Here is a 25,336-nt window from a genome sequence, read left to right on the forward strand (position 1 = left end):
ACTATAACAATGAGGTAACTTCAAAAAAAGATAATGCTAGCATCTTTGCATCGAAGATTTTAAATGACAATCAAATCGAAAACCAAGATGAAAAAATTAATTTTTAGTTTAGCCTTATTAGGCGGAATTTTAGCAGGATGTTCAAGTGATGATGATCAACCTATCGTAATAACTGAAGTTCCTGGAACTGGAGGTGGTGATGATACAGATAGCGTAGATACTACTCTTTCCGGAAATATCACCGAAGACATGACATTAACAAATGATGCTATATGGCAGTTAGATGGTCGTGTGATTGTAACAGCTGGAAACACTCTTACTATAGAGCCAGGAACAATCATTAAGGCATTTGCAGGACAAGAAGCAAACGCTTCTGTTTTAATTATTGCACGTGATGCAAAAATAGAGGCAAACGGAACGGCTGCTGCCCCTATTATTATGACTTCTAGTGCAGATGGTATACAACTAGGACAAACAGAAGGAACTCTTGATGAAAATACTCGTGGTTTATGGGGAGGACTTATCGTATTAGGTAACGCACCTATCTCTGAGGATGGTGACGTAGAAGCATCTCAAATTGAAGGAATACCTGCTAGTGACACTAACGGTCTTTATGGAGGTACTGATGCAGCAGATGACTCAGGAACTATAACTTATGTTTCAATACGTCATGGCGGAACACTCATAGGTGAGGGTAACGAAATTAACGGACTTACTTTAGGTGGTGTAGGAACAGGAACTACTATCGATCACGTAGAGGTTGTAGGAAATGTAGATGATGGTATCGAATTTTTTGGAGGTACTGTGAATGCATCAAATCTTTTAGTGTGGGCTCAAGGTGATGATGGTCTTGACATCGATCAAGCATACTCAGGAACTGTAACAAACGCAGTTGTAATTGCTGGAGACATCTCTGATCACGCTTTAGAAATAGATGGTCCAGAAGGATCTTTAAACGGTGCTTTTACACTTAATAATATTACTTTGATAGGAAGTGCAACTGCTCCAAATGGAGAATATGCAGACTATAGAGATGGTGCACAAGGAGCAACTAACAATGTTTTTGTAACAGGATTCCAAGACGGTAAAGATGTTGAATTAGATAATAATGGGGTTGCTCAAAACTTTATAGATGGTCTAATTTCATTTTCAAACTGGGTTATAAATGGAGTAACTCCAGCAAATTCAATTTTTGTTGAAAAAACCGGAGATGGAGAAGCAACAATAGTCTCTCCTTCATTTACTGATCAAGCTGCAGACTGGACAATGTCTGGAACAACTGGAGGTGCAGATCTTACTGTATTTGCATGGACACTTGCAGCACAAAGTACATCTGGTGTAATTGATTAATACAATCTCACACTCTTACAAACTATACAATAATATAGATTGCCCACCATTAATGGTGGGCAATCTTATGAATTATAACATAATGAAAACCGTTTTATATTCACTCTTACTTTTACTGTCTGCAATGACCGCAAATTCTCAAACGGGAATTATCGCTGGTACCATTAACGATGGACAGCTTAATGACATATTACCATTTGCAAATGTTATTGTACAAGGAACGACAAAGGGTACTACTTCTGACTTTGATGGGAAATACACACTAGAAATTGCTCCTGGAACCTATGTCATAGAATTTTCTTTTGTTGGATATAATACACAGCAAATTTCTGAGGTAATTGTCACAGAAAATAATACTACAAATCTTGATGTAACACTATCGGGAGCATCACTAGACGAAGTTATCATCACATCGACTAGTCGTCAAAACACAGAGCAATCAGTTTTAAATCTTCAAAAAAAATCGGTTCAATTGCTCGATGGATTGTCATTAGAAAGTATTAAGAAAAGTGGCGCTAGTAATGTTGCTGCAGCAGTAAAAAACATTCCTGGAGTATCTGTTCAGGGTGGAAAGTATGTATATGTAAGAGGTCTAGGCGATCGTTATACAAAAACAATACTCAATGGTGTAGATGTTCCTGGACTTGATCCAGACAGAAACACACTACAACTTGATATTTTCCCTTCATCAATTTTGGAAAATATCATAGTTGTAAAATCCTCTACCGCAGACCAACCAGCAGATTTTACTGGAGGTGTAGTTGATATAGTTACTAAAGATATCCCTAATGGAAAAGAAACTAGCGCTTCTATAGGTCTTGGCTATAACCCTAATTTTCACTTTAACGATAGCTACATAAGCAACGAATCTAGTGGGACAGATTTTCTAGGTTATGATAACGGACAGCGTACTAACCCTTTTAATGAGAATCAAGTATTTGACTTCCCTACAAACACGCCTAACACTGCCTCTTTTCTAGCAGGCAGACTAAATCCTGTACTAGCTGCACAGAGAGAAAACAGTGGTGCAGATTTTAACTTATCGTTTACTACAGGAAACTCTTATGATGTAGGTGATAATAAATTGGGATATCTTGCTTCCGTTTCTTACCGCAATGAAACTACTTATTATGATGATTATGTAGATGGGCAACGTTTTAGAAAAGATACTGATGCAAGCATTTTTGAATTAAACACAGACAGAACACAACAAGGTGAAAGAGGAGAAAATAATGTTCTTATCAGCGCATTAGGAGGGTTATCTTATAAAACTAGCAACTCTAAATATCGTCTTAACGTACTACACATACAAAATGGTGAATCTGGCGCTTCATTACTTAGCCAAACTAACAGAATAGACAACAGTAACACCATTAAAAAGGACATTTTAATTTATACAGAACGTGCTCTTACAAATGTACTTTTGAGTGGAAAACACACTAATGAAGATGCCTCATGGACAACGGAGTGGAAATTATCTCCTACTTTTTCAAGAGTAGATGATAAGGACTTCCGTACTACTCCATTTCTAGTTAATGATGAAGATGAAAGCTTTACAATAAGCCCAAGTGAATCTGGTGATGCTTCCCGTTTTTTCAGAAATCTTGATGAGATAAACCTAGCTGGTAAATTAGATATGACTCGCAAGCATGAATTATTTTCAAAGGATGCAAAATTTAAATTTGGTGCAGCATATACTTATAAGCAACGTGATTTCAAAACAGTACGTTTTGCAACACCTTTTAGAAATTTCAATAGCGCTCTTTTAAACGGAGACCCTAATGCAATTTTAGGGCAAAACGTATATAATCCGGATACTGACAGTGGCTTCTTTGTGAGAAGGGATTCTAATGATAATGACCAGTATGATTCAAATATCAATGTAGGAGCTTTATATGCGTCTGAAGAACTTAGACCAGCTTCATGGTTCACAGCAATTGTAGGACTACGCTTTGAAAAATTTGATCTTATTTATACTGGGCAAGATCAACAAGGAAACGTTTTTAATGATGAGAAAATACTAGATAAAGCTGATTTATTTCCTTCTGCAAATTTAATATTTGATCTTAACGAGGATGGGAATAAAAAGATTAGAGCATCATACTCTAGGACTACAGCACGTCCTTCATTTAAAGAGGCATCACTTGCACAAATATTTAATCCTATTGAAAACGAGCTTTTTATAGGTAATATAAATTTACAGCCTACTTACATTAACAACTTAGATCTAAGATATGAGATTTACGGTGCTAGTGAAAAGAAGTTTGGAATAGGTGATTTTGCTGCATTCAGTGGTTTTTACAAGAGCTTCAAGGACCCTATCGAACTTACATTTTTTGCCGAGGCAACTGGACAGGTAACACCACGTAACCTAGGAGATGCTAATGTAATAGGAGCAGAAATTGAGCTACGTAAAAACCTAGATTTCATAGGACTTAACAACTTCTCACTTAATGTAAATTATTCTATTATTGAGTCTGATGAAACATACAATGAAGACGAAAGATTGTTGAGAGAAAACTTACTGAGAGATGGAGAAACTCTTGACTCTGGAAGAGTTTTACAAGGACAATCACCATTTTTATTAAACGCTGGTATTGCTTTCGAATCTGAAGATTCTGCATGGAAATCAAGTCTGTCTTACAATGTTCAAGGTAAAACACTTCAAATTGTGGGAGCAGGAGAAATTGCAGATGTATATACACTTCCTTTCAATGACCTAAAATTCAATATTTCAAAGTCATTTGGAGAAGATCAAAATCAAACAATCACATTTAAGGCAGGAAACTTACTTAATGATGACCGCGAGAGTGTTTTTCAATCTTACAAAGCAGAAGACCAATTATACTCTAAGTGGAGTCCTGGACAAGATTTTAGCTTAAGCTATAGCTTTAAGTTCTAATCAACTGTTATTTAAATTAGCCACAAAAAAAGGTCTCCATATTGGAGACCTTTTTTTATTTGTATCGTTTTACGCTTTCGAGAAAGCGTTATTATCTATTACTAGCAACTTTGGAACCTTCATTCTTCCAAGTATTAACAGAAGCTACTCGTGAATCTTGATAGTCTACCTCAGTAAGTTTATCACTTGACCAGAAGAACCAAGTACCCACTTTAGTTCCATTGTCATATTGAGCTTTGGCAGTTTTATCTCCATCACGGTTATAACTAATCCACTGTCCAGTAACTTGTCCTTCCTTAGTATAAAAACCTGTTTGACTTACTTCACCATTATCAAAATATAAAGTTGCCTTAACTAGGTCTCCTACTTCTACATATGTAGGCTTATTATTTTTTTCTTGAGCTTGCATTGAAACAACCATTAAAAATGCAACTGCTATCATCATTATCTTTTTCATAATTTGGGATTTTAATTTTTCTATGATATAAATGTAACATAAAATTTACATAAAACAAACTTTTACATAACATTTTGTTTACATTTAATTTACATTGAACCACTAACCAACTGAATTACAATTAATTAATATTGTTTAAAATCATATTTTAATCTACCTCTCTTTATTGTTCACAGGCTGCTAGTGTACTGCGAATACTATAAATTTGCATTGTAGTTCGATGTAAAAAGTTATTATCTTTCGCTCGATATAACCTTTACATAACGCTTAATCTTTTTTTAATTAAGATTTTTGCCACCTTGGCTTTTCAGCTTATATTTTATGGAAAATATTTACATTTTTATGATTGCTGCGTTAGCAATTCTCGCAATTGCAGATTTGGTAGTCGGAGTGAGTAATGACGCAGTAAACTTTCTAAATTCTGCAATAGGATCTAAGGCGGTTACTTTTAAAACAGTGATGATTGTGGCTAGTGTGGGTATCGCTTTTGGTGCGCTCTCCTCTAGTGGTATGATGGAGGTTGCGAGGAAAGGAATTTTTGATCCCAGTCAGTTTTATTTTGATGAGATCATGATCATCTTCATGGCTGTCATGATTACAGATATCATATTGCTTGATATCTTCAACAGCTTGGGTATGCCTACCTCTACAACAGTCTCTATAGTATTTGAACTACTTGGAGCCTCTGTGGTTATGTCCATTATTAAAATATCAAACAATAGTGATTCTCTTGCCCAGATAGGTGAATATATAAATACAGATAAGGCAACGGAGATTATATTAGGTATACTCCTCTCTGTTTTTATCGCCTTTACTATTGGAGCTATTATACAGTTTTTAACAAGATTCCTCTTGACTTTCAATTTTGAGAAAAAACCATCTTGGATTGCTGCTGTTTTTGGAGGTATTGCAGTTTCATCTATTTCATACTTTATAATTATTAAAGGATTAAAAGGTGCAAATATTTTACCACCTGAGTTTAGTAGCTGGGCAAATGATAATCTAATCCAATTCTTAGGAGCTAACTTTATTCTTTGGACCGCAGTCTCTTGGGTGTTTCATGCAATTCTCAAACAAAACATATACAAACTTGTTATTATCTTAGGGACCTTTGCGCTCGCAATGGCCTTTGCTGGTAACGACTTAGTAAACTTCATAGGAGTTCCTATGGCTGCCTATAATTCATTTATAGCCTGGTCTGGTTCTGGAATATTACCAAGTGCATTCAGCATGGAACAGCTTGCTGAAAAAGTACCTACACAACCTATTTTACTTTTGGTTGCCGGTTTAATCATGGTTCTTACATTGTGGTTTAGTAAAAAAGCAAGACGCGTTGTAAAAACCTCTGTAGATTTATCACGTCAAGATGAAGTAAAAGAGCGATTTAAACCTAACTGGGTATCACAGCACTTAGTACGTGGAGTTATCATTGCAAATACTGGTGTTAATAAAATATTACCTCCAAAACTACGTCAAAGTATAAACAAGAGCTTTGAACCATCTACCGTAGCACACGCAAAAGCGTCAGACGCTCCAGCTTTTGATATGGTGAGAGCTGCCGTAAACCTTGTAATTGCGAGTGTTCTTATATCAGTAGCTACTGGACTTAAGCTTCCACTATCTACAACTTATGTTACATTTATGGTTGCTATGGGTACTTCCCTAGCAGATCGTGCTTGGGGAGCAGAAAGCGCTGTATATAGAGTTGCTGGTGTTCTTAATGTAATAAGCGGGTGGTTTTTAACAGCATTTAGCGCATTTACTGCGGCAGGTATTCTAGCATACTTAATGTATCTAGGAGGGAATATTGCCATCATAGGCTTATTCTTCCTTGCAATTGCCATGCTTATAAGAAATTATTTATCTACTAAAAAGAAAAATAAGGAAGCAAAAATTGAGGAAGACCTTCGTAAAGCAGAAAGTAAAACCATTTCTGGTATCATCGAAGAAAGTGCAGATAACATTGCAAAAACAATTATTCGTACTGACAAAATTTACACAGGAACTCTAAAAGGTCTTGCTAAGAATAAGGTAGGAAGCCTCAGAAAGAGCAGAGCCACCGTCGAAAAACTTAATGAAGAGATAGATGAGTTGCGCAATAATATTTTCTATTTCATTAAAAACCTAGAGGAAACGAGTGTACGAGGATCAAACTTCTACATAGAGATATTGGGATATCTTGAAGATATCACTCAATCACTTGAGTACATAGCAAAAGTGAGTTACAAGCACGTTAACAACAATCACAAACCGCTACGTTTTAATCAAATTAGAGATTTACAAGAAATAGACAATAAGCTGTGTGACTTCTTACAAGAAACAGCTCAAGCTTTTAAAGACCGTAATTACAACAAAATAGAGAGGCTTTTAGGAAGAAAACAAGAGCTTTATGGTCACGTAACAGATAAGATTCAAAAACAGGTAGAGCGCACACGTTCTGAAGAGTCTAGTCCTAAAAATACCACCTTGTACTTTGGTCTATTATTAGAAACTAAAGATCTTATAGAAGAGATCATGAACTTACTTGAACTCTATAACACAGAGCACAAAAGATCAAAATAAAGTGTATCACATATGTGTACCAAAATGCCGGAAACATTATTTGTTTCTGGCATTTTTTATTAGCGATATAGATACGCTTTCGCGAAAGCGTAATTATATCCCGCAAAAGGCTCTATCAATTGATTTAAGGCTTGTTTACTATTAAAGTAGAACTATGTAGTCGGATAACAGCTAAAAACGACTTAAAGCGTTAAAGCTTCCTAAAAACGTCTGTTAATCTTACTTAAGACAAAATGAAATAGCAAGAACAATCCTTAATATTATCATCTAACCAAAAATTAAGATTATGGCAGATATAGTTAAGGACGAAAAAGATCCTACAGATGAGTATTTACTTCAAGATAATAAGAAGACACGCTTTGGCGCGACTTTTATAATTATAACATTAGTAATCCTAATCATTGCAGTAGTAGCAACTTACTTTGCATTAGGATTATAATATATTTAAATAGAAATTCTAAGGTATAAATGCGATTGCTAAAAGGATGCACACGATAATGATGATTGTAATTTTCATGATTATGATTTTGAGGATTTATACATAGCAAATATGCACCTCATTTATTGAAAATTAACGGGGTATTTACCCCTAATCCTATCGCAATCAAACCTTTTCAATAGAAATGTAACACATAAAAAAAGCCTGAATTCCATATGGAATTCAGGCTTTTTATTATCTATAACTTTTTCGCGAAAGCGAATATAAATTATCCTTTTAGTGAAGCAGAAAGATACTCACGGTTCATACGTGCGATGTTCTCTAGGGATATCCCTTTAGGACACTCAACCTCACAAGCACCAGTGTTTGTACAGTTACCAAAACCTTCCTCATCCATTTGCTTTACCATGTTAAGAACACGAGTAGTTGCCTCTACCTCTCCTTGTGGAAGTAATGCAAACTGACTCACTTTCGCTCCTACAAATAGCATAGCACTTGAGTTTTTACAACTTGCAACACAAGCTCCACAACCGATACATGTAGCCGCCGCAAAAGCGTCGTCTGCATTTTCCTTCTCGATAGGAATCGAGTTTGCATCTTGTGTGTTACCAGAAGTATTTACAGAGATAAATCCTCCAGCATGCTGTATGCGGTCAAAAGAAGAACGATCTACCATAAGGTCCTTTATAACAGGGAATCCCGCAGCTCTAAAAGGTTCTATAGTAATAGTATCTCCATCCTTAAATTTACGCATGTGTAACTGGCAAGTAGTTACAAGTCTATCTGGACCGTGCGCCTCACCGTTAATAAACATAGAACATGAACCACAAATTCCCTCACGACAATCGTGATCAAATGTTACAGGTTCATCTCCTTCGAGGATAAGCTTATTGTTAAGCATATCCATCATTTCTAAGAAAGACATATCTCCATCGATACCATCGATTGGGTACGTTACTATGCTTCCTTTAGCTGTGGCGTTTTTCTGGCGCCATACCTTTAGCGTTAGTTTCATCGTCTTCTTATTTATAGCTTCTTTGTTTTAACTCAATATTTTCAAACTCCAGTTCTTCTTTATGAAGAACAGCATCCTTAGGTGCTCCTTTATATTCCCAAGCAGATACAAATGTGAAGTTTTCATCATCACGAAGTGCTTCTCCTTTTTGTGGTCCATCTAGCTCAACAGACTCTTCTCTAAAGTGTCCACCAGCAGATTCGTTACGTGTTAATGCATCTTTTGCAAATAACTCACCTAACTCCAAGAAATCTGCTACACGAAGTGCTTTTGCAAGTTCTTCGTTAAACTCATTCTGTCCTCCAGGTACACGTACTTCTTTATAGAAATCACTACGTAATTCTGCAATCTCATCAATAGCACTCTGTAGGTCTGTCGCGTTACGAGACATACCACACTTGTTCCACATAATCTTACCTAACTTCTTGTGGAAGTAATCTACAGATTTTGTTCCATTGTTATTAACTAAAGCATCTACTTGCTTGCGCACGTTTTGTTCTGCTTCTTCAAATTCTGGAGTATCTGTTGGTATAGGTCCTGTACGTATATCATGAGATAAGTAGTCACCTATTGTATATGGTAATACAAAGTATCCATCTGCAAGACCTTGCATAAGCGCCGAAGCTCCTAAACGGTTTGCACCGTGATCTGAGAAGTTTGCTTCTCCTATCGCATATAATCCCTCTACAGAAGTCTGTAAGTTATAATCTACCCATAATCCTCCCATTGTATAATGTACCGCTGGGTAAATCATCATAGGTGTTTTGTATGGATTCTGATCTACAATCTTTTCATACATCTGGAATAAGTTTCCGTATTTGTTACGTACTACTTCTGTTCCTAATGCTGTTACGACTGCTTTATCATTTGCATCTTTATGCTGTACATACGCTTGTTCTTTACCGTAACGCTCGATTGCGCTAGCAAAGTCCAAGTATACAGCTTCTCCAGTTTTGTTTACTCCAAAACCTGCATCACAACGCTCTTTTGCAGCTCTAGATGCTACATCACGTGGCACTAGGTTACCAAAGGCTGGGTAGCGACGCTCTAGATAATAATCTCTCTCGTCCTCAGCAAGCTCAGTAGGCTTCTTCTTCCCTTCGCGTATTGCGATGGCATCTTCTTTTTTCTTAGGCACCCATATACGACCATCATTACGTAGTGACTCAGACATAAGCGTTAACTTAGACTGGTGATCACCAGAAACTGGTATACATGTAGGGTGTATTTGAGTATAACAAGGATTTGCAAAGTAAGCACCACGTTTGTGTGCCTTCCATGCTGCCGTTACGTTAGAACCCATTGCGTTTGTAGAAAGGTAAAATACGTTTCCATATCCTCCAGTTCCTAATACAACCGCATGTGCAGAGTGACGCTCTATTTCTCCAGTAACTAGGTTACGAGTGATAATACCACGAGCTTTACCATCTACCTTTACGACGTCTAGCATCTCGTGACGGTTATACATTTTTATTTTACCACGACCTATCTGACGGTTCATAGCAGAATATGCTCCCAGTAGTAATTGTTGTCCTGTTTGTCCTTTTGCATAAAAAGTACGACTTACAAGTACACCACCAAAAGAACGGTTATCTAGCAAACCACCATAATCACGTGCAAAAGGAACTCCTTGAGCTACACACTGATCAATAATGTTTGTAGAAACCTCAGCAAGACGATAAACGTTTGCTTCACGTGAGCGGTAATCACCACCTTTTACCGTATCATAAAATAAACGGTAGGTAGAGTCACCATCACCTTGATAGTTCTTTGCTGCGTTAATACCTCCTTGTGCTGCAATAGAGTGCGCACGACGTGGAGAATCTTGAAAGCAAAAAGCTTTTACGTTATAGCCTAGTTCTGCAAGCGTTGCTGCTGCAGATCCTCCGGCAAGACCTGTACCTACCACAATTACATCAATAAGACGTTTGTTTGCAGGGTTTACAAGGTTAATTTCATTTTTATAATTAGTCCACTTATCAGCTAGTGGTCCTTGGGGTATTTTAGAATCTAATGCCATAGCTTTATTTTTTAGTGAGGAATTTGATTAAAGTGCAGGTATACTGCAATAATTATAAATCCTACAGGTATTGTAATTGCCCAAACTTTAGCAAACTTTGAAAGTCCAGCAGAGTATTTATTATTAAATCCTACCGACTGGAATGTCGATGCAAATCCGTGCCATAAGTGAAGTGCTAGTAGCACAAAAGAAATCACATAAAGTACTACACGTACAGGGCTTTCAAATTTGTGAACAGTCTCTGCATAATATCTTGTAGGATCCTCTGGATGCGTTTCTACATATTTATGAATCATTTCTGGAATCCAGAAATCATAAAAGTGAAGTCCTAAGAAAGCAAGTACCACAAGTCCAGAAAGAATCATGTTACGTGATGTCCAAGGTGCATTTGCACTTCCTTTATACTGTGCATATCCTACTGGACGTGCTTTTCTGTTTTGTAATTCTAATACAAATCCCATAACGAAGTGAAAAACCACTCCGAATATAAGAACAGGCTGTAATCCATATTGTACTAATGGGTTAGACCCCATAAAATGCGACCACGCATTAAATGTATCTGGCGCAATAACCGCTGTACTGTTAATTACAAAGTGCTGTGTTAAAAAGACAACTAGAAAAAGACCTGATAGCGCCATGGCTACCTTTCGGCCAATTGAAGATTTTAATAATCCGCTCATTTAATTTTTGGTTTGGAATAATCTATACAAAAATACGGCGCAAACGTTGTTTTGGCAACTATACAAGGAAAGCATTGCTATTATTTAGAATGATTATAAGAAAAATCGCAACTATGTTGAACACTAAAAGGTAGACATTGCAAAAACTGCATTTTACGTTCAACATTTTCAATATTATTGAAAACTTTTAAGAGAGATTTATAAATTTTCACGCTTTCGCGAAAGCGTAATTTGAACCTAAAACACTATTATAAACCATCATACTGTGACTACTCAATTACATAAAGTCAGATGTTATACTATTAAGTATTAAATTATCACCTAGACACTTAGTGTTATTCAAGAGCAAAAAACCCTGTACGATGTGTACAGGGTTATAATAAGCATTTTGTCTAAAGATTTATTTAATCTCTAAGGTAGTTTGCGCTGCATTACTATTGCCTCCACCACCATCAAGGGATACTGTATAAGTCCCTTTTGGGAGGTAATACTTACCACTTTTGGCCTTTTGTATATCTAATGAAGAATTTGCCTTTTCAAGTATCTTCTTTCCTTTTTCTGTTATAGAAAGATTGTAATTAAACACACTAAGTCCCGCCGAAGGTACTAACGATACTCTTTGCACTTCTTTCCCCTCTGCGTCTTTAATTACCATAGCATATTTACCTGCATTGCTTATGTAGTAATTAATCGCAACATTTGGCTCGTTTGGTTCAGACCAACTGCTCCAACTATTGCCCCATCTCCCGCTTAATCTTACACTAGCAATGTCAAATATTTGAGCATTCGCCTCTGTATTTACTTGCTGTATAGCTGTTAGATCTGCTCTGTAGATGCTTCGGCCATGAGTTCCTAGCAATAGGTGATTTGCCTTTTTCTGGATTTTCATATCATGAACGGCTACTGCTGGTAGTGGTGCAGTAGTTTTATCTGATACCGCTTTCGCGAAAGCGTTATAACTATTACCACCATCCATACTTACATAAGCACCATTATCTGTACCTACATAAATGATATTTTCTTTTATAGGATCTTCGATGATCACATTTACAGGCGACATAGGAATCCCTGCCGAAATATTCTTCCATGTCTGTCCATAATTTTCAGAAACATAGATGTATGTTGCAAAATCATCCCAACGATATCCATTTAAAGTAGCATATACTCGCTCCTTCTTATGCTCTGAAGCCACGACACGTGATACCCACAAATCTTTAGGAAATGTGTTACTAATCACTTGCCAGTCGCTACCACCATTATTTGTGACAGCAATCTTACCATCATCACTTCCTGTGTATATCAACCCAAATTGAAAAGGTGACTCAGAAACTGTAGTAAGGGTTCCATAAGCGACATTACCAGGTTTACCACCATGCGTAAGGTCTGGGCTTATTGCAGTCCAGCTATCGCCTTGATCCATAGACCTCATGAGTTTATTACCTCCTAAATATAAAATATCTTGATTATGAGAACTCAGCAAAATAGGCGTTTGCCAGTTAAAACGGTATGGCTTCTCACCTAAGGTATGCTTTATATCAAATCGCTTGTTTTCTCCAGTCTCGCGATTAATCCTGAAGTAGTTTCCAAACTGAAATCCTGTGTACACAATATTTGCATCACGACTATCTACTTGTACTTGCATACCGTCACCACCCATGATACTTTCCCAAGGGTACTGCCCGCTTTGTAACCAACCTCTACTTTCGTGTGCAGTGCTAGGAGCTACCCACACACCATTATCTTGTAATCCTCCATATATATTATAAGGCTCCTCATTATCAACTTGAATAAAGTAAAACTGACCAACAGATGGATCATTTGCTTTTATCCAGCTAGCACCATCATCGTATGAAATATTAATACCTCCATCATTCCCATTAATAAGGTGCTTTTCATTTTTAGGATTAATCCACAGCGCATGATGATCTGAGTGCACATTAGGAGCACTGATACTTGTAAAAGTCTTTCCTCCATCTTTAGACTTTACAATAGGCACCCCATAGATGTAAATATCTTGAGCATCTGATGGGTTTACATTAATCTCGCCAAAATAATACCCGTAACTATAATATAAATCTTCTATGTAACCCTCGTGGGTCTTCTTCCATGTAGCTCCACCATCATTAGACCTATACACCTCTGCTCCTACTACAGGCGTGTCAAACATTTGCGTATTTGCTGTTTCTAAGTACGTGGCAAGATCTACTGGTTGTACATCTCCTTGACGCACCATAGATTTTACGTTTGCAGCACGATATTTTTCTTGAAAACCATTGCGCTTTAGATAGTCATCTAGCTTCTTGTCATCAAGAGCTAGTAGTGCATCTTTAGACATTGTTTTAAAATCGTCTTTTTCTAACTTATTTGAAGATGATTTTTTTCCATCTCCCTCACGTCGAAATTGGCTATCATGCACTGCATACACCGTATTCTCGTCATAGACCGCAATCCCTATTCTACCCACACCATCACCAGAAGGAAATGAGTTAAGTTGTTTCCAAGTATCTCCACCATCTGTACTCTTATAAATTCCAGAACCAGCGCCGGCTCCTTCAAAGTTCCATGCTTTGCGATCCTTTTGCCATGCTGAAGCATACATCAAATTAAAATTAGCCGGATCATTATCTATATCTATAATTCCCGTCTTATTATCAATAAACAAGGTTTTCTTCCATGTCTTACCGCCATCTGTTGTTTTATAAACTCCGCGCTCTTCATTATCTGAATAGAGATGACCTAATGCTCCTACAACGACCTCATCCGGATTAGACGGATTTATTAAAATACGCCCTATGTGATGACTATCTATAAGTCCCATATTTTGCCATGTCGCTCCTTTATCTGTAGATTTTAATAATCCTATACCGGCATAACTAGATCTAGAGGCGTTATTCTCTCCAGTACCTACCCATATGGTTCCGCTTTTCCAGTCTACTGTCACTTCTCCTACATTTTGCGTAGGCGCATTATCCATTACTGGTGTAAAAGTGGTTCCATTATTATTAGTGTACCATAAACCACCACTTGCATATCCTGCATAAAACTCTGAAGGCATTTCTGGATTTACTGCAATATCTACAATACGACCACTCATTACAGAAGGCCCTATATTTTCAAAAGGAATATTTTTTACAATACTATTATTAAGCGATTGCTCTTTTTGAAGCACCGCCTGTTCTTGTAATTGTATCGAGGTCGCTGGTTGTTGTGACTGCCCTTTTGTAAGTGCAAAAAGAACCGCACTCGAGGCAAGGAAATAACGTAATTTCATTTGGTTTGGATTTTATAAGGCAATGAAAATACGGAAAGGACTTATTTTAAGAAAACTTTTGGTTTTTGTTTAACAGACATTATACAGAATGGTTTGCAAGCATCATCACTCAAAAGGAAATGCTCTCCGAAACTTATTAAAGTTGGGAGAGCATTAAAACTGATTACAACATCAATTGTGAGTCTACAATATTTAATTAATAAAATTTACTTTACCAGTTTCCATATCATATACCGCCGAAACAATTTTAATCGTACCATCATTTTCCATTGCGGCCATTTTAGGAGATTGCTTTCGAATATCTTCAACCGTTTTTATGGCATTTTTATGAATTACATTGTTAGTAAAGGCAACATTCTTAGAAGATAGTTCGCCATCTTTCTCGGTTACAAGTACTGATGGTTTAATCTCATCAAGTAAATTTGAAAGAGAATTCATACCCATAGACGCAGCGTCCGTATTATCTATAGCATGTTTTACAGCGCCACATTCAGTATGGCCCATTACAATTACTACTTTTGATCCCGCAACAGCCGTAGCAAATTCCATAGAACCTACGATGTCAGTATTTTCAATATTGCCGGCTACTCTTGCAACAAAAATATCGCCGATCCCCAAGTCAAAAACATCTTCTACAGGTACTCTACTATCAACACAAGACAGTACAATCGCTTTAGGGTATTGACCTATTGTAGCTTTTCTCCTTTGTGCGGAGTGGTCGCGTTGTGTCAAATTATTGTCTACAAAGTTCTGATTTCCCTTTTTTAATCGATTTATAATTTCGTCAGGAGTCATTCCAGCTTGTTCTTCGGCAGTCATAATACTTTCTACAACTTTTTTTTCTATAACCTCAGGTGTTCGTTGTTCATCTTGTAAAATCTCATGGGAGCTCTCTTTGCAAGAGTTCAAGAAAATCATACACATTACACTTAGTGATACTTTAAATAGATTTCTCATTTTTCTAATTTTTATTTAGTTATTCATAATGATATAACTAGTTTCAAATTTAATAGTAATACTATCATTTTTAAAACTTATGCTATTATTTTAACCAATAATTAACTCATATGCTCTTCCACAGCTATATTGACAGTCAATTATTGTGATGCTATTGTCATTAAAAAGCATGTTCTAATTTGTACTTTTACAACAGTAGATTAACGAACAATAGATACACCCGTATAAAAGGTCACAATTATGAAATACGACTTAATAGACAACACCCTTTTTATAAAAAATCGCAAAAACTTTATGGCGCAAATGAAGCCTAAGAGTCTTGCTGTTTTTAATAGTAATGATACTTACCCAGTAAGCGCAGACTCCACTCTTCCTTTTGAGCAGCATCGTGATATTTTTTATTTAAGCGGCGTTGATCAAGAAGAGTCTATCCTTGTTTTATTTCCAGACTGTCCTAAAGAGCAATATCGTGAAATCCTTTTCTTAACAGAAACTAACGATCACATCGCAGTTTGGGAAGGAGAAAAACTCACAAAGGAAAAAGCACTAGCAACTTCTGGAGTTGAGACGGTTTTTTGGCTTCAAGACCTAGAGAAAGTTTTTGCAGAGCTTATGACATATGCAGATACTGTGTATGTAAATACGAACGAACACTACCGCCAGTCTGTAGCACTTGAGACAAGAGAAGATCGTTTTACAAAATGGTGGAAAGCAAAATACCCAGCACATAGTGTTGCAAAAAGTAACCCAATCCTCCAGCGTTTACGTTCTGTAAAAGATCCTATCGAGTTAGATCTAATGCAGAAGGCTTGTGATATTACTAATAAAGGTTTCCGCCGCGTGCTTGGGTTTGTAAAACCTGGAGTTTGGGAATACGAGATTGAAGCAGAATACATGCATGAATTCTTACGCAATCGCTCTAAGAAGTTTGCATATACACCAATCATAGCTTCTGGTAATAGCGCAAACGTACTTCACTACATTGAGAACAACAATCAGTGTAAAGATGGAGAACTTATCTTAATGGATGTAGGTGCAGAATATGCAAACTATGCTAGTGACATGACAAGAACCATCCCTGTAAACGGAAGGTTTACAGACCGACAAAAAGATGTTTATAACGCAGTGTTGCGTGTAAAAGATGAGGCTACAAAAATGCTTGTACCTGGAACTATGTGGGAGCAATACCACGTAGAAGTGGGTAAACTAATGACTTCTGAGTTACTAGGTCTAGGGTTACTTGACAAAGCAGATGTACAGAACGAGAATCCAGACTGGCCTGCTTATAAGAAGTATTTCATGCACGGCACTTCTCACCATATTGGACTTGATACTCATGATTACGGATTATTACACGAACCTATGCAAGCAAACAATGTGTTTACTGTAGAGCCTGGAATATACATTCCTAAAGAAGGTTTTGGGATACGTCTAGAGGATGATTTAGTAATACAAGAAAATGGAGCTCCTGTAAATCTTATGGGTGACATTCCTATCACAGTTGAGGAGATTGAAGATCTTATGAATAAGTAAAATAAGTACGCTTTCGCCAAAGCTACCAAATAACAAAAAGCCCGTTTTCACTAGGAAAACGGGCTTTTACAATCAAAGGAACTTCTTAGTTTGCTACGGGAAGAGAAAATACATAACGCTGTAAAAGCTCTAGAGCACTACGCTTATCTTCTGTTGCGACTAGCAATGATATATTATGATCACTTCCTCCGTAAGAAATCATGCGCACTTGCACATCTTGGAGCACTTGGAATAACTTATGTGTATCTGCATGGCGATTTACCTCATTACCTACAAGACAGATAATAGTCTGATTTTTATCTACCACCACTTGTGCAAATTGTAACAACTCTGCTTGTATAGCATCAAGATGTGTGGTGTCATCAATCGTGAGTGATACCGCTATCTCTGAAGTGGTAATCATATCTATAGATGTCTCATAGCGCTGGAAGATTGCAAACACTTTACTTAAAAATCCGTGCGCAAGTAACATCTTGCTTGATTTTATTTTGAGTGCTGTAATCCCATCTTTGGCAGCGATTGCTTTTATCCCTTCCCCTTCAGATCTATGAGTTATTACTGTACCAGGAGCATCTGGCTCCATCGTATTTTTAAGCCTTAACGGTATACGATCCTCTCGTAATGGCTGCACTGTTTGCGGATGCAAAATTTTGGCTCCAAAATAAGCCAACTCTGCCGCCTCATCATAAGAGAGTGCACCTATAGCTTTTGTTTTCTCAACTTCTCTAGGGTCATTATTATGAAAGCCATCTATATCTGTCCAGATCTGCACCTCACTCGCTTGTATTGCAGCTCCTATTATAGTTGCTGTATAATCACTTCCTCCACGTTGCAAGTTTGAAATCTGACCGTAGTAATTGCGACATATAAAACCCTGGGTGATGTACACCACACTGTCATCAGTCTGCTCAATTACTCGACGTAAGTTTTGCGCGATATAAAATTGATCTGGCTCATGCTCTTTATCAATTCGCATGAATTCTAGCGCAGGTAACAAGACAGCTTTAAGTCCTTCTTGCTCTAGGAAATGACAAAATATAAAAGTAGAAAGTAATTCTCCTTGCGCTACAATTGCCTCTGCTTTTTGATCACTAAAATCTTCAGATGAAAGTCGCTCTATCTCTGCAAAAATCTCATCTACATATCCTATCACAAGAGGTTTTAGCCTTTTATCTGTAATTAATTGCTCCACTACATCGTCGTACCTTGATTGCAGGCTGCTGCGTAGCTCACTTGCCTCGGTAAGATTTGAAGCTCTTGCGGCATTTGCGATTTGGACTAAAGCATTTGTAGTACCAGACATTGCAGAAAGCACTACTATTTTAGGAGTTGGCGTATCAATAATATGTCTTACAGAGATCATATTTTCTGTAGATCCAACGGAGGTACCCCCAAATTTTAAAACTTGCATACGTGATATTTTTAAGCAAAAGTATTTAAGAGTTAGATTACCACCACATAAATGAAGAAAATAGACTAATTTTGAACAAAATGTTAACTATATAACGATTTGAATACTATATCCGACTGCGTATCAGAGATTATCGCACAGCAACCTTACCTAGAAGAGGCATTATCACAGAAGATTATTAATTATGCGGCTCTCGCTGAGAATCTTAATCCTCAGGTCTCACAATTACTTAAGAAACCTGTAAAAGATGGAGCTATATTAATGGCGCTACGTCGTTATGCATCACCTACAGACACTCAGAAATCGCTACGCTTAAAGGAAGTACTTAGTACGCTAGGTGATATCACAGTACGTTCTAAGCTTATTGTGTTTACTTTTCAAAATTCGGGTACACTTATCCAGAATCACGCTCAAATATTGAGCACTATTGCTACAAACACACAAGTGTTTTATACATTTACACGTGGTATTCATGAAAGCACACTCATAAGCTCTTCAAGTGAGGAGGAGAACATTCGTAATCATTTTGAGACAGAAAGTATTCTTGGGTTTCAAGGAAATTTATCTGCTATAAGCATAAGACTTCCGCAAGGTAACACTGCCGTTGCAGGTTTATACTACCAGATATTTAAGCGTTTGGCTTGGGAGGGCATTTCACTACAAGAGGTTATTTCAACCACTAATGAATTCATTATCCTAGTAGAAGACCATCTAGTTGATCGTGCGTTTTCTACCATTAAGAAGTTACAGTCTTAGATGGTACGCTTTCGCGAAAGCGTAATAGCACTCACCATTATATAAGTCACCACAGCAGGTAATAACCAACCTAAACTTACAGTGCCTAGCGGAATCATTTCCTGCAGTACTTTCATCTGGTCACCAAAACCTACAGAGGCCCAAAAATCTGGTGCGCTAAAAAGTATGGTAGCAATTACTACTGCTCTAAATACTACTGGAGAGGTCCACCTTCTAGGCATCGCGTTAAGTAATATTAACACGATTGTGATTGGGTAGATAAACATAAGTGCTGGTACAGCAACTATAATAATAGAATTTACATCTAGTTGTCCCATTACAACACCAAGTATAGCTCCTAGAATGGCGGTGACTGTATAAGCTACTTGCGAGTTTCCTAGAATTCCTTTTACAAAATCTGCAGTTCCTGTTACAATTCCTACAGCCGTTGTAAAGCAAGCTAAACTTACTAAAACAGCGAGCACCTTAGTACCTATAACTCCTAATGTATCTGTACTAAGAAGGTTGAGAAGTGCCGTACGATCTGTCATCTCTATACCACCACTTCTTAGAGCACCTAGATAGATAAGTCCTCCATATATTAGTAACAATCCTATACCTGCAATGATGCCCGCTCTAGTTAACAAACGTTGCTTTGCTCTACTAGAACCCTTTTTAAAACCAAGAGAAATCACAATGACTCCTCCTACAACCACTCCACCTATGGCGTCAAAAGTTTGATAACCTTCTAAGATTCCGCTAGTGAGCGTACTATCAAAAATAGATGCACGCATAGGCTCATACTCTCCAAATATCCCAATACCAATCACCAATGCCAGAATAATGAGAATGGCTGGCGTAAGATATTTACCTACAAGATCCATCATCTTAGATCTATTAAGCACAAATAACAGGACTAATCCAAAGTATATCGTACTCCACAGCCAACTAGAAATATCAAAATAGGGAGCAATTGCCATCTCATAAGTAACAGAGGCAGTACGTGGACCTGGCAATGCGATAGAAATAGCATAGACCACGATTGCATACAATAGTGCAAAGAGTGGTGAAACTTTATTTGCAAAATCAATCAACGTTCCTTGTAATCTTGCATGACCGTAAATTGCCAGAATAGGCACTACCACCGCCGAAATAAGAAAACCTGCCAGCACAAATAACCAAGAGCTCCCGGCATTATAACCTAGAAAGGATGGCAAGATTAAGTTACCTGCACCGAAAAAAAGAGAAAATAAAGCAAAAGCTGTGATAAAGGTTTGTTTGGTCATTCTCATAGGTTGCGTGATATTTGCCCTCCAATATAGAACTAATGACTATTAACCACAAAGGTGCTACCATATTTTATACAGATCAAGGAAAAGGAACACCCGTAATCTTACTACACGGATTCTTAGAAAATCACACGATGTGGGATCATTTCCTTAGCGTTTTGTGTGAGCAATACCGCATTATCTGCATTGACTTACTAGGCCATGGATTTTCAGAGTCCGTAGGTTATGTTCATAGTATGGAAGAAATGGCTGCTGCAGTTGCTGCCGTAACAAATCAGCTAGCGCTTAAAGACATTACGATAATAGGACATTCTATGGGAGGTTATGTGGGTATTGCTTTCGCGAAAGCGTATCCAGAATTTATATCAAAAATATGCCTTCTTAACTCAACTCCAGAAGCAGATGACGAGGCTCGAAAAAAATTGAGATCACGGGCAAATGTGATGGCAAAAAAACAATATGAGCAACTTGTTAGAATGTCATTTATAAATCTTTTTGACAAAAAAGCAAGTACAAATCATACTCTCGAAATAAAGGATGCACTTGAACAAGCACTTAACACACCTGTACAAGGATATATTGCTGCAAATTCTGGAATGAAAGATAGACCAGACAGTTCTGAGTTTTGGAAAACAACTGCTATCACAACGGGAATGATTTTAGGAAATTCTGATTTGCTCATTGATGCTGAAATTCACGAGCAAAGCTATAAAGAGAACACAAATTTCTTTTCTATCATAGAAAGCGGACATATGTCACATATTACTAATGCTACAGAGACTATTAGTAATATACTTTACTTTCTATCTGCCTCAGGATCATCTAGCATATGAAAAGCTAGTTATCAAGATGATTAAGCAATTTTCTCGCATGAGGAAGCACTAATTAAGGGTGAATAGATATTTTGATGGTTGGGGTTAAATGTTAAAATTTTAAGTATTTAATCGGTAAATTTGTGTATTTCATAGATGATTCCTTTATTTGTGTATCCCAAATCAACCCCTAGAATGAAAACTATCAACCTTAAATCGGAAAAACAAAGTATTAACCCACTCACTACTGTAGGCTGTAAATTATTTGGACATAAGTATAGAATCACAAAGCGTTACGAATCCAATCTAAAAGAATTTGAATGCTCACAGTGTAAAAAACAATACACGCTAGATGGCTATGGTCATTACACACCATTGACACCTAAGTTACGTCGTATTAATGAAGTATATGAGGAGTTTTACATGCGTAAACTTGCTCGCACCTCTTAGTCTTCTTTTTGAAGTGCATTCCATCCGCGAGCAACTAATGGTATTTTAGTATTTCCTCGTGTGATGAGGTGTATGCCTTCTTTTTCTTCTGTCATGTGACCTATAATAGAAAAATTAGGGTTTGCTTTTATTTTTGGAAAGTCGTCTTGACTAATCGTAAATAAAAGCTCATAATCCTCTCCTCCGCTTAATGCTATAGTAGTACTATCTAGTTCAAATTCCTCACAACTACTTATAACTTGAGGATCTAGCGGAATTTTATCTTCATAAAGATTACATCCTACACCAGAGTTTTTACATATATGTAGCACCTCAGAAGATAGTCCGTCACTTACATCAATCATTGATGTAGGCTGTACTTCTAGAGATTCTAGAATTCCCTTAACATCTTTACGTGCTTCTGGTTTAAGTTGGCGTTCAATAAGGTAGCTATACTGCTCAAGATCTGGCTGGCTGTTAGGATTTACCTTAAAAACTGCCTTTTCTCTTTCTAGTATTTGTAAACCCATATATGCTGCACCTATATCTCCTGTTACCACAAGTAAATCTCCAGCTTTGGCAGTAGATCTCTTTGCAATTTTCTTAGGTGCTGCGTGGCCTATTGCCGTAACACTTATTACTAAACCTACGTTAGACGAGGTAGTATCTCCACCTATAAGATCTACTTTATAATTAGTACACGCAGTTTGAATTCCTGCATATAATTCTTCTAGTGCCTCTAGTGGGAAACGATTTGAAACCGCGATTGAAACTGTAATCTGAGTTGCCTCTGCATTCATAGCATACACGTCAGATAGATTTGCCATCACTGCCTTATAACCTAAATGTTTTAATGGCACGTAACTTAAATCAAAATGTACACCCTCTACAAGAAGGTCTGTAGTAACAATAACCTGGCTTTTAGGAAATTTCAACACTGCAGCATCATCACCTACACTTACTACCGTGCTTTTATGATGAATTTTAAAGTGCTTTGTTAAGTGGTCAATAAGACCAAATTCTCCTAATTCTGAAAGCGAAGTGCGCTCTTGATTTTTATCTTCTAACATAGCTGCAAAGATACTTAAACATCTTCTTTTAATACTTTCAAAATAGGATAGCTAGTATTACAAAATATAGAAACACTTATTCCAATTTCATCTAGAAGTGAAATTAATTATTTTCTTGTTTTTTCAATTTTAAAGAAGAAAAGAGGTGAAAAACTAGAATATTACAGATAAAACAGCCATGTTTTCATAAAGTATTCTTAAAAGCCAGCAATTGCGTAGGTTAGTTATAATTGTTTAAGTAATTTAACCTAAAATTAAACAATTTCCTATGGACCTCTTACAACAAGCAGAAGTATATGAAAATAGAACGATGAGTCATATGTCTACTAGTGATCGAGTAGCAGCATCACGCGAAGGCAAAAAATTGATTCTTGCTATTAATGAAATATACAAGAAAACAAAAGACAGTAAACTTATGGACGTTATGAAGCGTCTTACTGTAAAAAAGAAAAAAATTGAAAAACGTATTAAGGGCAGATTAGCCGCATAATACTTTAACCATATAATTATTTCCAGGAGCGCTTTACGGCGCTCTTTTTTGTTGGGAAATCACTGGGCACTTCTTGTGTTACTCTCCCAGTGGCTGCCCACTCTGCTCCTCGCTGCAAGGTCGTAATAAAGCCGACACTCTCCATAGAAATATCCATATGTCCTAAAGCCGTATGAAACACGCGCCCTTTCTCATAGTTTATAGTCATAATGAGGGGCTCTCCTCTACCTGATCCTTTATTTTCTGGAGCCCAAGGCTGTGCGTTTCCTTCTACATCTGAATGTGCGTAATACAACACATTTACATTTTCGGCAGGGCCGCGTAAACGATCGTAGAGCTCATCTTTAGTGTGCATCCACTGTTTAGGCAATCCTCGTGTAATAGGGTGTAATGTATCCCAAGCGGTAAGTACAAATTCCTTTTCTGGGCCGTGTGAAGATTCTTCTCCGTTACTTGGCTCAATTTTAAGTTGTTTCTCTTCGTTAATGTAAATCTGATTAAGTCCATCGTGTGGGCGGTTTCCCCAACCACCTACACCTATCATCTTATTAAATGCAGGCCAGTCTCCCCAAGAATTATTTGCTCCATGCACAACCACAAGACCTCCACCATTCTTCATATAAGATTCAAACTCTTCTTTTGTATCCTCAGGCCAATTTGCAGTTTTGTCACCAAAGTTTGATAAGACCACATCATATGTATCAAATTCGGGCTTAAAAGAAGCATCGGCTACGATGCTGTCTTTTACTTCATGTATTCGCGCATCATCCACTCGATACTTTTCGACTAATTGTGTGATACTATCATGATTGAGTCCGTCTACAATACCGTGATGAGGTCCCTGATATGTATAAGCCGTTCTATAAATATCAACTTCAAAAAGACCGGTTTCTTCTAGATATGACTTCATCATCATTGTTGTTTTGGGCCACACTCCATGATTGTTTTGACCGTCTACAATGAGTGCTCTAAGTTGCTTAACTGGTTCATCTATCACCAGCTTCTTATCTTCAGTCTGATAGCAACTAGTAATAAATAGTATACAGAAACTTATTTTGAGTAACATTTTGACACGCATAATATCTTATTTAGATTCCTAAAAATACTTACAAAATAATTAAATGGATAAGCACGCTTTCGCAAAAGCGGACTTTTAAAACAAAAACATCTTTCCTATGGCGCCTATAAGCACAATAATAAGAACGTAATATGCTACTTGATCTGCCCATTTATTCTTGCTAGCAAAGCGGGCAGTAAGAAATCCTCCTGTGGTTTGCCCTATTGCCATAATGCCACCCAGCTTCCAGTCAATGAGTCCTTGATAATGGAAAATCGCGATTACAAAGAGCGTATAAAGTCCTATTACAAAACTTTTAAGCGCATTGCTTTCTATGATATTAAAGCGCATTCCTAACACCATGATTATAAGGAAAAACACGCCCATACCCATCTGGATAAATCCTCCATAAAACCCAAGAGCAAAAAGCAACGGGATATAAATGTACCATTTAGGCTTGAACGTAAGATCTGTTTCTCTTAGCCAGCGCTTAGGCTTTACCAATACCGCAAGCAACATGAACACCATCATAAATTTAAATACTGCTCTGAACTGCTCATTACTTACATTTATGGCAAGAATAGCTCCCGCAATAGCGCCTATAAAAATAGGAATGATATATTTTTTGTTCTTTGCGACATCAAGTCTCCCATTCTTGTAAAAAACCCACGAGGTTGCCGAACATTGTGTAAAAATCCCAATACGGTTGGTTCCATTTGCAATATTGCCTGGCAGCCCAAGCACCTCCGTAAGAATCGTTAAGGTAATGGCGCTTCCATTTCCTGCAAGGGTATTGATCCCCCCAGCGATAAGACCTCCTATTATAGCAATAATATATGTTTGTACTTCTGTCACAA

20 protein-coding genes are annotated in these 25,336 nt (G+C 37.2%); 9 read left to right on the forward strand and 11 right to left on the reverse strand.

All coding sequences use genetic code 11. The features are described from left to right. Positions 1-87 precede the first annotated feature (87 nt). Positions 88-1,350, forward strand: a complete 1,263-nt coding sequence (locus DCS32_RS04345) for a hypothetical protein (RefSeq protein WP_108877156.1) — start codon at positions 88-90, stop codon at positions 1,348-1,350. An 82-nt stretch (positions 1,351-1,432) separates the two neighbouring features. Continuing rightward, entirely contained in the window at positions 1,433-4,252 is a 2,820-nt protein-coding gene (locus tag DCS32_RS04350) for a TonB-dependent receptor (RefSeq protein ID WP_239057561.1), read from the forward strand. A gap of 91 nt (positions 4,253-4,343) precedes the next feature. Here the strand turns inward: DCS32_RS04350 and DCS32_RS04355 are convergent, their stop codons facing one another. Further along, entirely contained in the window at positions 4,344-4,709 is a 366-nt protein-coding gene (locus tag DCS32_RS04355; RefSeq protein ID WP_041295652.1) for a toxin-antitoxin system YwqK family antitoxin, read from the reverse strand. 321 nt (positions 4,710-5,030) lie between these two features. Here DCS32_RS04355 and DCS32_RS04360 point away from each other — a divergent pair, with 321 nt between their 5' ends. Beyond that, the gene (locus tag DCS32_RS04360) at positions 5,031-7,271 is read left to right on the forward strand and encodes an inorganic phosphate transporter (RefSeq protein ID WP_108877158.1); all 2,241 of its coding nucleotides are present in this window, start codon (positions 5,031-5,033) and stop codon (positions 7,269-7,271) included. A gap of 286 nt (positions 7,272-7,557) precedes the next feature. Further along, the gene (locus tag DCS32_RS16120) at positions 7,558-7,710 is read left to right on the forward strand and encodes a hypothetical protein (protein WP_013751007.1); all 153 of its coding nucleotides are present in this window, start codon (positions 7,558-7,560) and stop codon (positions 7,708-7,710) included. A gap of 268 nt (positions 7,711-7,978) precedes the next feature. Here DCS32_RS16120 and DCS32_RS04365 read toward each other — a convergent pair whose 3' ends face one another. The 5 genes from DCS32_RS04365 to DCS32_RS04385 all read right to left on the reverse strand — a co-directional run bounded on the left by DCS32_RS04365 (position 7,979) and on the right by DCS32_RS04385 (position 15,653). Continuing rightward, on the reverse strand, positions 7,979-8,725 hold the full coding sequence (locus DCS32_RS04365) for a succinate dehydrogenase/fumarate reductase iron-sulfur subunit (RefSeq protein ID WP_108877159.1): 747 nt from the start codon (positions 8,723-8,725) through the stop codon (positions 7,979-7,981). A gap of 7 nt (positions 8,726-8,732) precedes the next feature. Then, entirely contained in the window at positions 8,733-10,745 is a 2,013-nt protein-coding gene (locus DCS32_RS04370; RefSeq protein WP_108877160.1) for a fumarate reductase/succinate dehydrogenase flavoprotein subunit, read from the reverse strand. Between the two features lie 11 nt (positions 10,746-10,756). Beyond that, positions 10,757-11,425 (reverse strand): succinate dehydrogenase cytochrome b subunit, encoded by a 669-nt coding sequence (locus DCS32_RS04375; protein WP_108877161.1) that lies wholly within the window; start codon positions 11,423-11,425, stop codon positions 10,757-10,759. Between the two features lie 400 nt (positions 11,426-11,825). Then, positions 11,826-14,696 (reverse strand): WD40/YVTN/BNR-like repeat-containing protein, encoded by a 2,871-nt coding sequence (locus DCS32_RS04380; RefSeq protein WP_108877162.1) that lies wholly within the window; start codon positions 14,694-14,696, stop codon positions 11,826-11,828. Between the two features lie 192 nt (positions 14,697-14,888). Continuing rightward, positions 14,889-15,653 carry a carbonic anhydrase family protein gene (locus DCS32_RS04385; RefSeq protein ID WP_108877163.1) on the reverse strand — a complete coding sequence of 255 codons (765 nt, stop codon included), beginning with the start codon at positions 15,651-15,653 and terminating at the stop codon, positions 14,889-14,891. 240 nt (positions 15,654-15,893) lie between these two features. Between DCS32_RS04385 and DCS32_RS04390 the strand changes: the two genes are divergently transcribed. Beyond that, the gene (locus DCS32_RS04390; protein WP_108877164.1) at positions 15,894-17,186 is read left to right on the forward strand and encodes an aminopeptidase P family protein; all 1,293 of its coding nucleotides are present in this window, start codon (positions 15,894-15,896) and stop codon (positions 17,184-17,186) included. An 85-nt stretch (positions 17,187-17,271) separates the two neighbouring features. Here the strand turns inward: DCS32_RS04390 and DCS32_RS04395 are convergent, their stop codons facing one another. Beyond that, on the reverse strand, positions 17,272-18,597 hold the full coding sequence (locus tag DCS32_RS04395; protein WP_108877165.1) for an aspartate kinase: 1,326 nt from the start codon (positions 18,595-18,597) through the stop codon (positions 17,272-17,274). A gap of 99 nt (positions 18,598-18,696) precedes the next feature. On the opposite strand from DCS32_RS04395, the gene DCS32_RS04400 reads away from it, so the two are divergent. Further along, positions 18,697-19,353, forward strand: coding sequence for a hypothetical protein (locus tag DCS32_RS04400; RefSeq protein WP_108877166.1), 657 nt, complete (start codon positions 18,697-18,699; stop codon positions 19,351-19,353). On the opposite strand, the gene brnQ is transcribed toward DCS32_RS04400, so the two are convergent. After that, positions 19,350-20,624: a branched-chain amino acid transport system II carrier protein gene (gene brnQ / locus DCS32_RS04405; RefSeq protein ID WP_108877167.1), complete on the reverse strand. Its 1,275-nt coding sequence runs from the start codon at positions 20,622-20,624 to the stop codon at positions 19,350-19,352. The two genes, DCS32_RS04400 and brnQ, sit on opposite strands and share 4 nt — an antisense overlap. Before the next feature lie 35 nt (positions 20,625-20,659). Between brnQ and DCS32_RS04410 the strand changes: the two genes are divergently transcribed. Together DCS32_RS04410 and DCS32_RS04415 are read left to right on the forward strand one after the other, a co-directional pair. Then, positions 20,660-21,454 carry an alpha/beta fold hydrolase gene (locus DCS32_RS04410; RefSeq protein WP_108877168.1) on the forward strand — a complete coding sequence of 265 codons (795 nt, stop codon included), beginning with the start codon at positions 20,660-20,662 and terminating at the stop codon, positions 21,452-21,454. Positions 21,455-21,628: 174 nt separating this feature from the next. After that, on the forward strand, positions 21,629-21,883 hold the full coding sequence (locus tag DCS32_RS04415; RefSeq protein WP_108877169.1) for a hypothetical protein: 255 nt from the start codon (positions 21,629-21,631) through the stop codon (positions 21,881-21,883). On the opposite strand, the gene thiL is transcribed toward DCS32_RS04415, so the two are convergent. Beyond that, positions 21,880-22,932, reverse strand: coding sequence for a thiamine-phosphate kinase (gene thiL / locus DCS32_RS04420; RefSeq protein ID WP_108877170.1), 1,053 nt, complete (start codon positions 22,930-22,932; stop codon positions 21,880-21,882). The two genes, DCS32_RS04415 and thiL, sit on opposite strands and share 4 nt — an antisense overlap. Positions 22,933-23,200: 268 nt before the next feature. On the opposite strand from thiL, the gene DCS32_RS04425 reads away from it, so the two are divergent. Continuing rightward, positions 23,201-23,422: a hypothetical protein gene (locus tag DCS32_RS04425; RefSeq protein WP_013750994.1), complete on the forward strand. Its 222-nt coding sequence runs from the start codon at positions 23,201-23,203 to the stop codon at positions 23,420-23,422. 16 nt (positions 23,423-23,438) lie between these two features. Here the strand turns inward: DCS32_RS04425 and DCS32_RS04430 are convergent, their stop codons facing one another. Further along, entirely contained in the window at positions 23,439-24,500 is a 1,062-nt protein-coding gene (locus DCS32_RS04430) for a ThuA domain-containing protein (RefSeq protein WP_108877171.1), read from the reverse strand. A 75-nt stretch (positions 24,501-24,575) separates the two neighbouring features. Beyond that, positions 24,576-25,334, reverse strand: coding sequence for a sulfite exporter TauE/SafE family protein (locus DCS32_RS04435; RefSeq protein WP_108879235.1), 759 nt, complete (start codon positions 25,332-25,334; stop codon positions 24,576-24,578). Positions 25,335-25,336: the final 2 nt, after the last annotated feature.

The sequence above is a fragment of the Dokdonia sp. Dokd-P16 genome (genome assembly GCF_003095655.1).
Classification (GTDB): Bacteria; Bacteroidota; Bacteroidia; order Flavobacteriales; family Flavobacteriaceae; genus Dokdonia.